Genomic DNA, 12,263 nt, shown 5'->3' with positions numbered 1-12,263 from the left:
TGCCTGTGCCTAATGGTAGCTGTGCGCAGGGCGTCTTCGGGCGCGCCGGTTCTGAAACTTCCCGGTCTACTAACCTGCGTACAGCTGCCACCCTATTTTCCGTAACACTGGGTGGTGGTCCTTCTTGAGGATCAACAGATGTGTACTGAGTCGTATAATTCACCCGTAAGAATATTCAGCGTACGTCCCGAAATCGGTACCGATGCATTGCTCGCCAACGCCTACGAAACCATTGCTGGCGCTGGCGCAATGACCAACGAATTTGCCGATAACCTGCCAGACGAGCATCGCTGTCTGGCCTTGGCGATTCAGCAAATGATTGAGTTGGGGCTTTTGCTGGTAGAAGCCGTGCAGGACCGCGTGGATTGCGTTTCTTGAATTTGTAACAGGCTTTCCCTTCCAGGCCGCACATACCAAGGGAAGGGCAGCCGATTTTGATGTGTTGGGAGTCCGCACCGATGACCTGGAACAGCGAAACCAAAATAGCCCCGTTCATCCGAGAGGCAACGCTTGAAGACGTGAGTGCAATGGTTGAACTCGACGCTTTCGCGAAATCGAATGTCAGCCGTGGCGAGCTTATTCGCGAGGCCGTTGAGAGGCGTCAATGCCTGGTTGCAGTAGAGTCCGGCAGCGTCGTCGGTTATCTCGTACTTACCCACGATTTCTTCGGGAATGGCTTTGTTTCACTGGTGGTTATCTCTCCTGCACATCAGCGCAAAGGTATCGCGCTTCTGCTGCTTGTTGCCGCCGAATCCGCGTGTAAAACGGACAAGCTCTTCACCTCAACGAACCGCTCAAACGTCGCTTCACAGCAACTCATGTCCAAGGCTGGATTCTTGCGCAGTGGCGTTATTGAGAATCTGGATGAGGATGATCCGGAGCTTGTCTATTTCAAGGTTATTCGGTGATCGGCAGCCCTCTCAAATTTCGAGCATAAAAAAACCGGCCACCAAGGACCGGTTTTTTTTTTTACACATCCCCCGTCAAAACCATCCTGACGCTGGACCAAAATCTGAGTGGAGCGGGTAGAGGGAATCGAACCCTCATCTAAAGCTTGGGAAGCTTTCGTTCTACCACTAAACTATACCCGCTCAGAGCGGCTGACTTTGTACCAGATGTGCTCGCGGATTTGAAGTTTTTCTTCGAAAATTCTGTGTTTTACGTGCCAACGGTCGGCCGTGGGCAGGCGGACCCCTATGGAAATCCAGCCCACCCACAACCCCACCGCTCATACGGCAAATGCATGCTGTGGCTGCGACGCGTGGTACCGCAACCGGCTCGGTTGCTGCTCCGGCCTCAAAAAACCCATCAACGCCTCCCGGCTATCCCGGCAAGCAGCCTTGTGCTCCATATCCAAAAAGTGCCCGGTCGCTTGAATCGTCCCGAAGCTGCTTTTCGCAATATGCTGCCCAAACAACTTGGCATCCTGGGCGCTGGTGTACTCGTCCCATTCGCCGTTCAAAAACAACACCGGAATATCAATCTGCTTCGCCGCCTTGAGGTAGCAAAGCCGGTCGCTGTTGAGCACGTGGCTGATGTGAAAGTGCATCTGCCCATACTCATGCTCGGCCAGGCTGCTCACGTGTTTGTAGTTGAAGCGTTTGAACAGCGACGGCAGGTGTTTGCCGATGGTGCTGTTGACCAGGTTGCCCACGCGGTCGCGGTCGAGGCTGCCGAGGTAGTCGACGCCGCGCTCCAGGTAGTCGCGCATCGGTGCGTTGATCACCGGGGAAAATGAGCTGATCACGGCCTTTTCCACACGGCGCGGGCGGTGGGCGAGGGCGACGAGGGTCGCGGCGCCGCCCCAGGAAAAGGACAGCACGTGTTCGGCGGCGAAGTGGTCGATGAGTTCCAGAAGGATCTGGCCCTCGACTTCTTTCGTCAGCATATGCTCGTGGCGGTTGTGGATTTTTGAGCGACCGGCGTAGGGCTGATCGTACAAAACCACGTTGAACGTCGGATGCAGGCTTTTCACGGTCTGGGCGAAAGACGCAGTGGTGGCCATTGAGCCGTTGACCAGGATGATGGTCTTGGCAGCTGCGTCCGCGCGATAGAACTCCGTGTAAACCCGATACTGACCCTGTATATCCAGCACAGCGATTTCTGGCCTCATGTCGTAAGACTCCTGGCAAGCGGGTAATGCGCGCAGATCACTCTGCACGAGCTTTGTGACAGGTAGGCATACGCCTGGAAGTGAGGGCCCATGTCGATCCGGTGCTGGCTGGCCGACGGGTGTTGTTATGGCGGGCAATTTGCCGTGAGATGCCCGCAGATCAAGCGTGCGGACGGGCAAAGTGTTTCTTGTAGGTAGGGGTGACTCGCCAGTCAGTTTGCGGCTGGCTCGGTTGATTCAAGCATCAGGGATGCCAGTTCGCCAGTCGATGGCGTGGTTTTTTGCCATCATCGGCTGAACGGTCATCAGACCTGTTGGATTTCAGCGTCCGTAAGCGCCCGGTACTGGCCTTGGGCAAGGGCTGAGTCCAATTCCAAAGGCCCCATGCGCTCGCGGTGCAGGCGGGTCACTTTGTTGTTGAAGTGCCCGAACATGCGTTTCACCTGGTGATAACGCCCTTCAATGATGCTCAGGCGCGCCGTTCTGGGGCCCAATAGCTCAAGTTCTGCTGGTTGCGTGGTGAGGTCTTCAAACGCGAAGTACAGGCCGGCGGCAAAGGTGGCTGCGTATTCCGGGCCAATGTTTTGCTCTGTCTCGACGTAGTAGACCTTCGGCAATTTGGTTTGCGGCTGGGTCAGGCGGCGCGACCACTGGCCGTCGTTGGTGATCAGCAGCAGGCCGGTGGTGTTGAAATCCAGGCGGCCGGCGATGTGCAGCTCGTGCTTGTCCGGTTCGTCCAGCAGGTCGAGCACGGTGGAGTGTTGCGGGTCGGCGGTGGCGCTCACGCAGCCCTGGGGTTTGTGCAGCATGAAGTAGCGCGCGGGTTTGCCCGCTTGCAGCACTTCGCCATCCAGCAGCACACGGCTGAACTCGCTCACCGGGTGATGTGGATTGCTGACTGCCTGGCCGTCGACGGTGATCCGCCGCTCCACCAGCAACAGGCGTACTTGCTTGCGGTTGAAACGGGGCAGGTTGCTGAGGAAACGGTCGACACGCATTACGTGGGCTCGGCGCCGCGCAGTTGCTCGTCCACCTGGGCACAGCGCGGGCACAGGCAGGCTTTATTGCGCAGTTCCGGCGGCAAGGCTTCAAGCACCGCAGGGTCGATGCTGACGCTGTAGCACCAGCAGGCCTGGTCGGCAGTGCGCGGGTCGGCCAGGGCGCAATCGTTGCGGGCGCCGCAGGCGGGGCAGAGGGTTGGCGTGGTCATCGGTCGGTTCAGGCTGTATCGGACAAGGTCCCGGTGAAACCCGGTGTGCCTTGCACGATACAGCCCCGAGGCGTTATTGCAAATCACGCTCCAGCACGACCACCCGTTGCCCGGCGCCAATGCCGCTGCCCGGTTGCACAGGGATTTCCCTGACAGTGCCGGCAAACGGTGCGAGCACCGGGATTTCCATTTTCATCGACTCCAGGATCACCAGCACATCACCCGCCGCCACGTGTTCGCCAGCGCTCACCTGTACTTGCCAGAGATTGCCGGCGATGTGGCTGTCGATGCTGTATTCGTTGGCCTGCAACGGCGTGTCTTCGCCCAAGGGTGCTGCGAGTTCTTCGCTGTCGAAATGCGCCTGGCCGCTGGCGATCCAGCGTTCGCGTTCGGCGTTGAACGCGCGCTGCTGTTGCCCGCGAAACTCGCCAATGCTCTCGGCTTCCTGCGCGAGAAAGGCCTGGTAATCCGTCAGGTTCAACTGGCTGTGTTCGATGCTCAGTTCAAACCGCCCAAGGGGGAAATCCCGGCGGATCTGCACCAACTCATCCGCACTCACTGGGTAAAAGCGGATCTGGTCGAAGAAGCGCAGCAACCACGGTTTACCATCGAACGCCGCGACTTCGCGGTAGCGGTTCCACATCTGCAAGGTGCGCCCGACGAACTGATAGCCGCCGGGGCCTTCCATGCCGTACACGCACAGGTAGGCGCCGCCGATGCCCACGGAGTTTTCGGCGGTCCAGGTGCGTGCCGGGTTGTACTTGGTGGTGACCAGGCGGTGGCGCGGGTCCAGCGGCGTGGCCACGGGCGCGCCGAGGTAGACGTCGCCCAGGCCCATCACCAGGTAGCTCGCGTCGAACACGGTGTGGCGCACCTCGTCGAGGTTGGCCAGGTCGTTGATGCGGCGGATGAACTCCAGGTTGCTTGGGCACCACGGGGCGTCCTTGCGCACGGTGGTCATGTATTTTTCGATGGCCAGTTGGCAGGCGGGGTCGTCCCAGGAGAGTGGCAGGTGGACGATGCGCGACGGCACTTGCAGGTTTTGGCTGGCGCAGACGGCGTGCCATTCGGTGGTGATCAACGCCAAGAGGTCGGCGAGGGGCAGTTGTTCGGGCTGGTAGTGGATTTGCAGGGAACGGATGCCGGGTGTCAGGTCGATGACGCCGTGCAGGGCTCGGCTTTCGAAGGCTTGCATCAGGGCGTGGGCGCGAAAGCGCAGGACCAGGTCGAGCTCCGGGGCGCCGATTTCCAGGAGCAGGTGGGTGTCGCCGGCGAGGCGGGCGACGAGGCGGGTGTCGGCTTGGCCGATGTCCAGAACAACAGGCGACTCAATCAAATGTGGGAGCGGGCTTGCTCGCGAAAGCATCGCCTCGGTTTGCCTGTCGGACCGAGTTGCCTGCATCGCGAGCAAGCCCGGCTCCCACACTTGATCCCATTTCAGGGCCAGGTTTCGGGCGGTCTTGATGTCGACCGGAGTGAAGCGGATTTTGTCACCCGCCTTGAGCTGGCCCAACTGCCACAAGTCCGCCTCGATCACCGTCACCGGGCACACAAACCCACCCAGGCTCGGGCCGTCGGGGCCGAGGATCACCGGCATATCCCCGGTAAAATCCACCGCGCCAATCGCATAGGGATTGTCGTGAATGTTGGACGGATGCAGTCCCGCTTCACCCCCATCCGTACGCGCCCACAATGGCTTTGGCCCGATCAACCTCACGCCGGTGCGGCTGGAGTTGAAATGCACTTCCCACTGAGTGGCGAAGAACGTCTCGATGTACTCAGGCTTGAAGTATTCCGGCGCGCCGTGAGGGCCGTAGATCACCCGCAGTGTTCGCACCTCGGCAAGCGGTTCAGGCGCTAACGTGTTGCCGCAACTGACATCTTCCAACGGCAGCAAGTGCAACACGTCACCCGCCCGTAACGCCCGCCCGCCATGCCCGCCAAACTGTCCAAGGGTGAAGGTGCTTTTGCTGCCCAGATAATCGGGAACCTGCAGCCCGCCGCGCAGGCAAAGGTAGCTGCGCGCACCGGCCCCGGCGAGGGTGCCCAGGCTCAAGGTCGCACCCGCCGGCACCAGCAGCGCGGTGTTCATTGGTACCACTTCATCATTCAACCGCAGCGCAATGTCCGCCCCGGTCACCGCCACCACTGCCGCGCAATTGAAGCGCAGCATTGGCCCGCTCATGGTGATTTCCAGCGCGGCAGTACCTTCGGCATTGCCCAGCAAGCGGTTACCCAGACGCAGTGCGCGACTGTCCATCGGCCCTGACGGCGGCACGCCCACGGCCCAGTAACCGAGGCGCCCCGGATAGTCCTGGACACTGGTTAGTGTCCCGGCGCTGAGTACCTCAAACGTGTCTGCGCGGTAGACCAAATCCTCAAGGCAGCGCGTCCACGGCCGGCCACTGGCGAACGGTGCGGCGAGCAGGATCTGGCGCAAGTAATCGCGATTGGTTTCCACGCCGTACAGCTGGCTGCTGTTCAGGGCTTGATGCAGATCCAGGCGCGCCTGTTCGCGGGTCGGCGCCCAGGTGATGAGCTTGGCGATCATCGGGTCGAAGTAGGGCGGGATCTCGCAGCCGGCCTCCACCCAGGTGTCGACACGCAGGCCTTCAGCGATCGGAAAATCCACGCAGGTCAGAAGCCCCGGGCTCGGCTGAAAATCCCGTCCCGGATCTTCGGCGTACAGGCGCGCCTGAATCGCGTGGCCGTGAGGCTTCAATTCCAGCTCCCGCAGCGGCGGCATTTCTCCGGCGGCCAGTTGCACCATCCAGCGCACCAGGTCCACGCTCCACACTTGCTCGGTGACGCCGTGTTCCACCTGCAATCGGGTGTTCACTTCCAGAAAATAGAAGCGGCCGTCGGCGCTATCAAAGATAAATTCCACGGTGCCGGCGCTGCGATAATTCACGGCCTTGGCCAGGGTGATTGCGGCATGGCACAGCTCATCCGCCATCCCGTCGGGCAAGTTTGGCGCCGGGGTTTCCTCGAGCACTTTCTGGTTGCGCCGCTGCACCGAACAATCGCGCACACCGAGGGCGATCACCTCGCCACACCCATCACCAAACACCTGTACTTCCAGGTGCCGGGCGTGCTGGATGTACTTCTCGATAAACACGCCGGCGTCGCTGAAGTTGTTCTGGCCCAGGCGTTTGACTGCCTCGAAACAGTCGCGCAATTCATCGGTGCTGTTGCACACGCGCATGCCGATACCGCCACCGCCCGCCGTGCTTTTGAGCATGATCGGATAGCCCACGCTTTCGCCGGCCAGCAGTGCAGCGTCAAGGCTGTTGAGCAGCTCGGTGCCTTCCAGCAGCGGGATGTTGTGCTGCTTGGCCAACGCGCGCGCGGTGTGCTTGAGGCCGAACACTCGCAACTGCTCTGGCGTCGGGCCGACGAAGGCGATGCCTGCTGTTTCGCAGGCTTCGGCGAAGGCGGCGTTTTCCGAAAGAAAGCCATAGCCGGGATGGATCGCGGTGGCGCCACAGGCCTTGGCCGTGGCGAGGATTTTCTCGACCGACAAATAGGTGCCGGCCGCCGCGCCTTCGCCCAGGCTGTAGGCCTCGTCGGCTTGCTGGATGTGCAGGCTGGCGGCATCGGCTTCGGAATACACCGCCACGCCCTTGACCGAAAGCTCACGCAAGGTGCGCAGGATGCGGCAGGCGATGGCGCCACGGTTGGCGATCAACAGTTTTTCGAACATGGCAAAACCCCGCAGGCCGATGCATGTTCGGCCTTGTCCTGGGATGCGGGCCGTCCCGCAAATGTGGATGGCGCTACGGTCGTCCGGAGCGCATGCAGTCAGTGTGGGAGGTAGAGTGTGGGAGCGGGCTTGCTCGCGAATGCGGTGGTTCAGTCAATACATCAGTCGCCTGATACGCCGCTTTCGCGAGCAAGCCCGCTCCCACACAAGCCCGCTCCCACATTTGATCCTTAGCGCTTTTTGAGGCACTGCCCGGCTCGCGCCTGGCACAGGGCGAACAACCACTGACGCAACCGCTTCATTTTCAGTTCCATACCAGTAACTCCGCCGGGGTGGGGTTGTAGCCGTTGCACGGGTTGTTCAGTTGCGGGCAGTTGGAGATCAGTACGATCACGTCCATCTCGGCCCGCAGGTCGACGTACTTGCCGGGGGCGGAAATACCATCCTCGAACGTCAGCCCGCCATCAGCGGTCACCGGCACATTCATGAAGAAATTGATGTTCGGTCCGATGTCGCCTTTGCCCAGCCGGCCATCGTGGGCGCAGGCCCGCAGGTAGTTGTCGCGGCAGCTGTGCATGTAGCGTTTTTCCAGGGCGTAGCGCACGGTGTTGCTCTCTTGGGCGCAGGCGCCGCCGAGGGTGTCGTGGCGCCCGCAGGTGTCGTCGACGATGGTCAGCATCGGCTGGCCGAGGTTGGAATACAGCACGCTGCCGGTGCTCAGGTACACGCTGTTTTGCCGGCGCAAGGTGCGCTGCACGTCGTAGCGTTCTTTGGGGTTTTTCAGGCTGTAGAACAACGTGTCGACCGCCTGGTTGCCTTCAAGGTCAAGGATGCGCAAGGTCTGGCCGGCCTTGACTTCCATCAGCCAGGGTTCGCCGGCGGGGATGGTCGCGCGGTACACGGCGGCGTCCGGTTGGTTGGCGAGTGCGATAGACATGGCAGGTCCTCAGGCGAACAGACGGTCAGTGTTGATAAAACCGCGCTCGTTTTCCGGGCGCGAGGTGCGGCAGTGTTCGGCGACGCTGGGGCCGGCGTTCATCCAGCTGAGTTTCAGCGGCTGCGGCGCGTATTCGGGATTGGGGTCCATGGGGTGTTGCAGGGCGGTGAGCACCACCAGCGTGTCCATCGGTGCGTAGAGTTCGATGTAGTCGCCGGCCTTGGTATGGCCTTCGGCGAAGTGCAGCGTGCCGGCGTCATCCACGGTGATTTTGCTGAACAGGTTGAGGGTCATCAGCAGGTCGGACAGCCCCAGGCCCCACTTGCCTAACTCCACCAGCAGGTTGTCGGTGCCGTTGCGGTAGAAGCCGTTGCGCAGCTCTTGATAGCGGCCCTGGCCATATTTTTCCGCGACTTCGGAGGCGCATAACACGCCACCGATGCTGTCACTCCAGCCGCAGGTGTCGGCGGTGATTGCGGCCAGTACGCGGCCCATGTCCGAGTACAGGCAATGGCCGCTGGTGAGCTTGGCGGTGTGTTGGCATTTGAGGCTGTCGGGCAGGTTCAGGCGCTCGGTTTTTTCATTGGCGTTGAGCAGGGTCAGGCTGACGTTGGCCCCGCCGCGAATGTCGGTGAGGCGCAGCAGCTGGCCGCGCTTGAGCACAAAGGAGCGGTGGCCGCCGCCGGGGAGCATTTCCTCGGCGAAGGGTGGGAACAATTGAGTCGAGTCGGTCATTTGGAAGTGGCTCCAAGTTCGGCGGCGATCGCCTTGCGGCGCTCGCTGTTCAAAGGGATGTCGTAGGTGATGCGGGCGCCGTAAGCGCCGGGGGCGTGCGGGTCGAGGCGCACCTTGTCGAACACCAGCAAGCGGGTGCCGAGGCTGAAGCCTTCGCTCAGGTCGTGGGTGACCATGAACACCGTCAGCCTGGTTTCGCGCCACAGCTCCAGCAACAGCAAGTGCATGTCTTTGCGAATGCCCGGGTCGAGGGCGCCGAAGGGTTCGTCCAGCAGCAGCACGCGGGGCTTCATGATCAGCGCCTGGGCGATGGCCAGCCGCTGTTGCATGCCGCCGGAAAGCTGTGCCGGGTACTTGTCCAGGGCATGGCCCAAACCGACTTTGTGCAGCAGGGCCGCCGCCTGTTCGCGAGCGTGTTTTTTCGCAGTGCCAAACAGGCGACCGAGCAATGGCGAGCGCGGCAGTTCAAGGCCGAGTGCAACGTTGTTCAGCACCGTCAGATGCGGGAACACCGAGTAGCGCTGGAACACCACGCCACGGCTGGCGTCGGGTTCGGCGGCCAGAGGTTTACCGTCCAGCAGGATCTCGCCATGGCTGGCGGTTTCCTGCCCCAGCAACAGGCGCAGGAAGGTCGATTTGCCGCAACCCGAAGTGCCGACCAACGTGCAGAATTCGCCTTCGGCCACGTGCAGGTTCAGGCGCTCCAACACCACCTGGTCGCCATAGCGCTGCCACACATTGTTGACGCTGATAAAACTCATGCCCGCGCTCCTTCGTACCAGGGGAACGCACGCCGGGTCAGGGCCTTGAGGCCCCAGTCCATCAGCCAGGCGAGCAGGGTGATCCACACCACGTAGGGCAGGATCACGTCCATCGCCAGGTAGCGGCGCACCAGGAAGATCCGGTAGCCCAAACCGTCGGTGGAGGCAATGGCTTCGGCCGCGATCAGGAACAGCCACGCCGAGCCCAGCATCAAGCGCAGGGAGATCAGCAAGCGCGGCAGCAACTGCGGCAGCACCACCCGCAGCATCAGGGTCCAGGTCGAGGCGCCGAGGGTCTGCGCTTTCACCAGTAACTCGACGGGAATTTCCCGCGCCCGCTGTTCCAGGTCCCGCGCCAGGGCCGGGGTGATGCCGATCACGATCAGCATCACTTTCGACAATTCCCCCAGCCCAAACACGATGAACAGGATCGGCAGGATCGCCAGCGGCGGCACCATCGACAGCACCGTCAGTAACGGCGACAACGGTGCGCCAAACAACGGCAAGGTCCCGGCAGCGATGCCCAGGCACAGGCCGGCGAGGGCGCTGATACCGAGGCCGATCGCCAGGCGACGCAGGCTTGAGGCGCTGTCTTGCCACAGCACATATTCACCGGTGCGCGCGTCGGCACTGAAGGCCAGGCGTTTCACCGCGTCGCCCATTTGTGCGGCGCTGGGCAGCAGCTTGTCGTTGGGGTTGTCTGCCAGGCGCTCGGCCGAGCCCACGAAGTAGGCGAACAGCAACAAAGCGAAGGGCAGCAGCACCAACAGCAGGCGACTGGAGCGTTCCGGGTGACGGTTGATCAGGCGCATGGCCGGGTCCTCTTACAGCGTGCCGTCGGCGGCCATCTGTACGTAGCTGGGGTCGAAATGCAGCTTGAGGTTGGCGGTGTCGCCGCGGGTCACGCCGTTGGCGAAGCTCATGCCCACGGCGTTGGTGTCTTTGGCACCTTCACCGAGCAGGCCGTGTTTAAACGAGAACTCGGCGACCTTGCCCATGGTGGCGGGCAACTGCGCACTGGTGGCGAAGGCCAGGGCTTCCTTGGGCGTGGCGAACAGCTTGGTGGTGTCCAGTTGCGACTGGAAGCCCTTGAGGTCGGTGCCGGAAGCCTTGGCCATGTGTTCCAGGGCGTCGGTGCTGGCGGCATTTTTTGCGTTCATCAGCGCGACCACTTCAAACCAGGCGCCGGTGAGTGCTTTGCCCAGCTTGGGGTTGTCTTTGAGGGTTTGGGTGTTGACCACCATCATGTCCATGATTTCGCCGGGCACTTTGCTGGAATCGAACACTTCAGTGACGCCGGGCTTGGCTTTTATCTCCGAGAGCATCGGGTTCCAGGTGGTGACGGCCTTGACCTGGTCGGTGTTGAAGGCGGCGGCGATGTCGGCGTCGGATGTGTTGACCACTTTCAGGTCTTTTTCGGTGAGGCCGGCTGACTCCAGGGCGCGGGCCAGCAGGTAGTGGGACACGGAGAGTTCCACCAGGTTGACGTTCATGCCCTTGAGGTCGGCAACGGTCTTGCCTTCGCCCTTGATGACCACGCCATCGTTGCCGTTGGAGAAGTCGCTGACCACCAGCGCGGTGCTGTCCACGCCACCGGCGGCGGGGATGGTCAGGGCGTCCATGTTGGTCATGGTGCAGCCGTCGAACTGGCCGGCGGTGTACTGGTTGATGGACTCGACGTAGTCGTTGAGCTGCACCATGTCGATCTTGATGCCGTACTTCTTGGCCCACTTGTCGAGGATGCCTTGGCTGCCGGCGTACTCCCACGGCATCCAGCCGGCATAAATCGTCCAGCACACGCTGAAATGGTCTTTGGGGGCGGCTTGGGCGGAAAAGCTCACCACGGCGGCGAAGGCGGCGGCGAGCAGGGCGGGTAAACGTATCGAGGGCATGGATGCTTCTCCAGTTGATCAAGGGCGAGCAGGAGCAACGCGGCACCGTAAACGGTGGCTTGTCTCCCGGGCTTTTATCCCGCCGTGTAACCTCAACTGGAGGTCGCCAACTCTCGGACCAGCCACTCGCCTTAGCGAGCCGGAACCCTAGTCAGCCATTGCAAATTGTGGTGCCGCGAACCTGTGATGACTCTTGCACGGGAGAGGTAAAGCGAGAGTCGTGCCAAGTGGCATGGGCGCAGTAGCGGCGCGGGTTGGCGAGAGGAGGAGGGCGCAGGGCGCGCTGAAGGTGCGTTGTGCTGGTGCAAGGTTGCACTGCAATGAGGCGGTGAGCAGATGTATCAATCTATGTCTGAATCGCACCAGATTCCGATTTTGATGTCAGATATTTCGTCAGGCAGTGAAAGCTGTTTGCCGCCCCCCAGCGTCGCTGGGTGTGCTCTTCCGCGGTCCAGGAGGCCGCCATGTATCGTCGACTGCTTCTTATCGCTTTGTTCGGCTTGACCCTTTCTGCGTGCGCGCCTTATTACGGTGGCGGCCAGGCGTACTACGGTTCCGAGGTCTACACGGCGCCTGCGCCGTCGTATTACTACGGCGGCGGACCCTACTACCATTACCGTCAGGGTTACTACCCGCCACCGCAACGCTATTACCCGTCGCCGCGTTATTACCAGCCGGCGCCTCGCTATTACCCCGCGGGGCCGCGAGCCGGTTACCGGCCTTACCCAAACCAGGGTTGGGGCAACGGCCACTGGGGTAATGGTGGCGGACGTGGCCAGGGTGGCGGTCACGGTGGAGGCCGTGGCGGGCATCGCTGATCGTATTAATTGGAAAAACGGCGCTCAGGCGCCGTTTTTGCTGACCGCTGGTCGGTACTGTCATATTTGACAGCTATTCTATGGGCTGAGACTG

12 protein-coding genes, 1 tRNA gene and 1 riboswitch are annotated in these 12,263 nt (G+C 61.6%); of the genes, 3 read left to right on the top strand and 10 right to left on the bottom strand.

Translation table 11 applies throughout. The features are described 5' to 3' along the window. Positions 1–138 precede the first annotated feature (138 nt). Together HBJ59_RS03345 and HBJ59_RS03340 are read left to right on the top strand one after the other, a co-directional pair. A complete protein-coding gene (locus tag HBJ59_RS03345; protein ID WP_167662767.1) occupies positions 139–378 on the top strand; it encodes a DUF6124 family protein in 240 nt (79 codons plus the stop codon). A gap of 80 nt (positions 379–458) precedes the next feature. After that, complete coding sequence (locus HBJ59_RS03340; RefSeq protein WP_076015958.1) at positions 459–908, top strand: GNAT family N-acetyltransferase; 450 nt, start codon at positions 459–461, stop codon at positions 906–908. 109 nt (positions 909–1,017) lie between these two features. On the opposite strand, the gene HBJ59_RS03335 is transcribed toward HBJ59_RS03340, so the two are convergent. The 10 genes from HBJ59_RS03335 to HBJ59_RS03290 form a co-directional block, all read right to left on the bottom strand. Further along, positions 1,018–1,091: transfer RNA gene (locus HBJ59_RS03335), tRNA-Gly, on the bottom strand. Positions 1,092–1,228: 137 nt separating this feature from the next. Then, positions 1,229–2,113 carry an alpha/beta fold hydrolase gene (locus HBJ59_RS03330; protein WP_076015957.1) on the bottom strand — a complete coding sequence of 295 codons (885 nt, stop codon included), beginning with the start codon at positions 2,111–2,113 and terminating at the stop codon, positions 1,229–1,231. A gap of 305 nt (positions 2,114–2,418) precedes the next feature. Then, complete coding sequence (locus HBJ59_RS03325) at positions 2,419–3,111, bottom strand: pseudouridine synthase (protein WP_167662766.1); 693 nt, start codon at positions 3,109–3,111, stop codon at positions 2,419–2,421. Beyond that, positions 3,111–3,323 (bottom strand): cysteine-rich CWC family protein, encoded by a 213-nt coding sequence (locus tag HBJ59_RS03320; protein WP_076015955.1) that lies wholly within the window; start codon positions 3,321–3,323, stop codon positions 3,111–3,113. Before HBJ59_RS03320 ends, HBJ59_RS03325 begins: the two co-directional genes overlap by 1 nt. 73 nt (positions 3,324–3,396) lie before the next feature. Beyond that, complete coding sequence (gene uca, locus HBJ59_RS03315) at positions 3,397–7,026, bottom strand: urea carboxylase (protein WP_167662765.1); 3,630 nt, start codon at positions 7,024–7,026, stop codon at positions 3,397–3,399. A 304-nt stretch (positions 7,027–7,330) separates the two neighbouring features. Then, positions 7,331–7,963 carry an urea amidolyase associated protein UAAP2 gene (locus tag HBJ59_RS03310; protein WP_076015953.1) on the bottom strand — a complete coding sequence of 211 codons (633 nt, stop codon included), beginning with the start codon at positions 7,961–7,963 and terminating at the stop codon, positions 7,331–7,333. 9 nt (positions 7,964–7,972) lie between these two features. After that, complete coding sequence (locus HBJ59_RS03305) at positions 7,973–8,698, bottom strand: urea amidolyase associated protein UAAP1 (RefSeq protein ID WP_167662764.1); 726 nt, start codon at positions 8,696–8,698, stop codon at positions 7,973–7,975. Beyond that, positions 8,695–9,459 carry an ABC transporter ATP-binding protein gene (locus HBJ59_RS03300; RefSeq protein ID WP_076015951.1) on the bottom strand — a complete coding sequence of 255 codons (765 nt, stop codon included), beginning with the start codon at positions 9,457–9,459 and terminating at the stop codon, positions 8,695–8,697. The genes HBJ59_RS03305 and HBJ59_RS03300 overlap by 4 nt, the downstream gene beginning before the upstream one ends. Next, positions 9,456–10,271 (bottom strand): ABC transporter permease, encoded by an 816-nt coding sequence (locus HBJ59_RS03295; protein WP_017479272.1) that lies wholly within the window; start codon positions 10,269–10,271, stop codon positions 9,456–9,458. The genes HBJ59_RS03300 and HBJ59_RS03295 overlap by 4 nt, the downstream gene beginning before the upstream one ends. A 12-nt stretch (positions 10,272–10,283) precedes the next feature. Beyond that, positions 10,284–11,351: a putative urea ABC transporter substrate-binding protein gene (locus HBJ59_RS03290; RefSeq protein ID WP_093200780.1), complete on the bottom strand. Its 1,068-nt coding sequence runs from the start codon at positions 11,349–11,351 to the stop codon at positions 10,284–10,286. A 61-nt stretch (positions 11,352–11,412) separates the two neighbouring features. Then, positions 11,413–11,513, bottom strand: a riboswitch (guanidine-I (ykkC/yxkD leader). A 302-nt stretch (positions 11,514–11,815) separates the two neighbouring features. Here HBJ59_RS03290 and HBJ59_RS03285 point away from each other — a divergent pair. Continuing rightward, positions 11,816–12,169 carry a hypothetical protein gene (locus HBJ59_RS03285; protein WP_167662763.1) on the top strand — a complete coding sequence of 118 codons (354 nt, stop codon included), beginning with the start codon at positions 11,816–11,818 and terminating at the stop codon, positions 12,167–12,169. Positions 12,170–12,263 lie beyond the last annotated feature (94 nt).

The sequence above is a fragment of the Pseudomonas sp. AN3A02 genome (assembly GCF_011765255.1).
Lineage (GTDB): Bacteria > Pseudomonadota > Gammaproteobacteria > Pseudomonadales > Pseudomonadaceae > Aquipseudomonas.
The sequence above is the reverse complement of the archived record's forward strand: the minus strand, read 5'-3'. Positions and strand labels throughout refer to the sequence as shown.

Coding starts and splice junctions, on each gene's coding strand:
- HBJ59_RS03285 (WP_167662763.1), top strand. CDS start 11,816: ATGTATCGTCGACTGCTTCTTATCGCTTTGTTCGGCTTGACCCTTTCT.
- HBJ59_RS03300 (WP_076015951.1), bottom strand. CDS start 9,459: ATGAGTTTTATCAGCGTCAACAATGTGTGGCAGCGCTATGGCGACCAG.
- HBJ59_RS03295 (WP_017479272.1), bottom strand. CDS start 10,271: ATGCGCCTGATCAACCGTCACCCGGAACGCTCCAGTCGCCTGCTGTTG.
- HBJ59_RS03325 (WP_167662766.1), bottom strand. CDS start 3,111: ATGCGTGTCGACCGTTTCCTCAGCAACCTGCCCCGTTTCAACCGCAAG.
- HBJ59_RS03320 (WP_076015955.1), bottom strand. CDS start 3,323: ATGACCACGCCAACCCTCTGCCCCGCCTGCGGCGCCCGCAACGATTGC.
- uca (WP_167662765.1), bottom strand. CDS start 7,026: ATGTTCGAAAAACTGTTGATCGCCAACCGTGGCGCCATCGCCTGCCGC.
- HBJ59_RS03310 (WP_076015953.1), bottom strand. CDS start 7,963: ATGTCTATCGCACTCGCCAACCAACCGGACGCCGCCGTGTACCGCGCG.
- HBJ59_RS03345 (WP_167662767.1), top strand. CDS start 139: ATGTGTACTGAGTCGTATAATTCACCCGTAAGAATATTCAGCGTACGT.
- HBJ59_RS03330 (WP_076015957.1), bottom strand. CDS start 2,113: ATGAGGCCAGAAATCGCTGTGCTGGATATACAGGGTCAGTATCGGGTT.
- HBJ59_RS03305 (WP_167662764.1), bottom strand. CDS start 8,698: ATGACCGACTCGACTCAATTGTTCCCACCCTTCGCCGAGGAAATGCTC.
- HBJ59_RS03290 (WP_093200780.1), bottom strand. CDS start 11,351: ATGCCCTCGATACGTTTACCCGCCCTGCTCGCCGCCGCCTTCGCCGCC.
- HBJ59_RS03340 (WP_076015958.1), top strand. CDS start 459: ATGACCTGGAACAGCGAAACCAAAATAGCCCCGTTCATCCGAGAGGCA.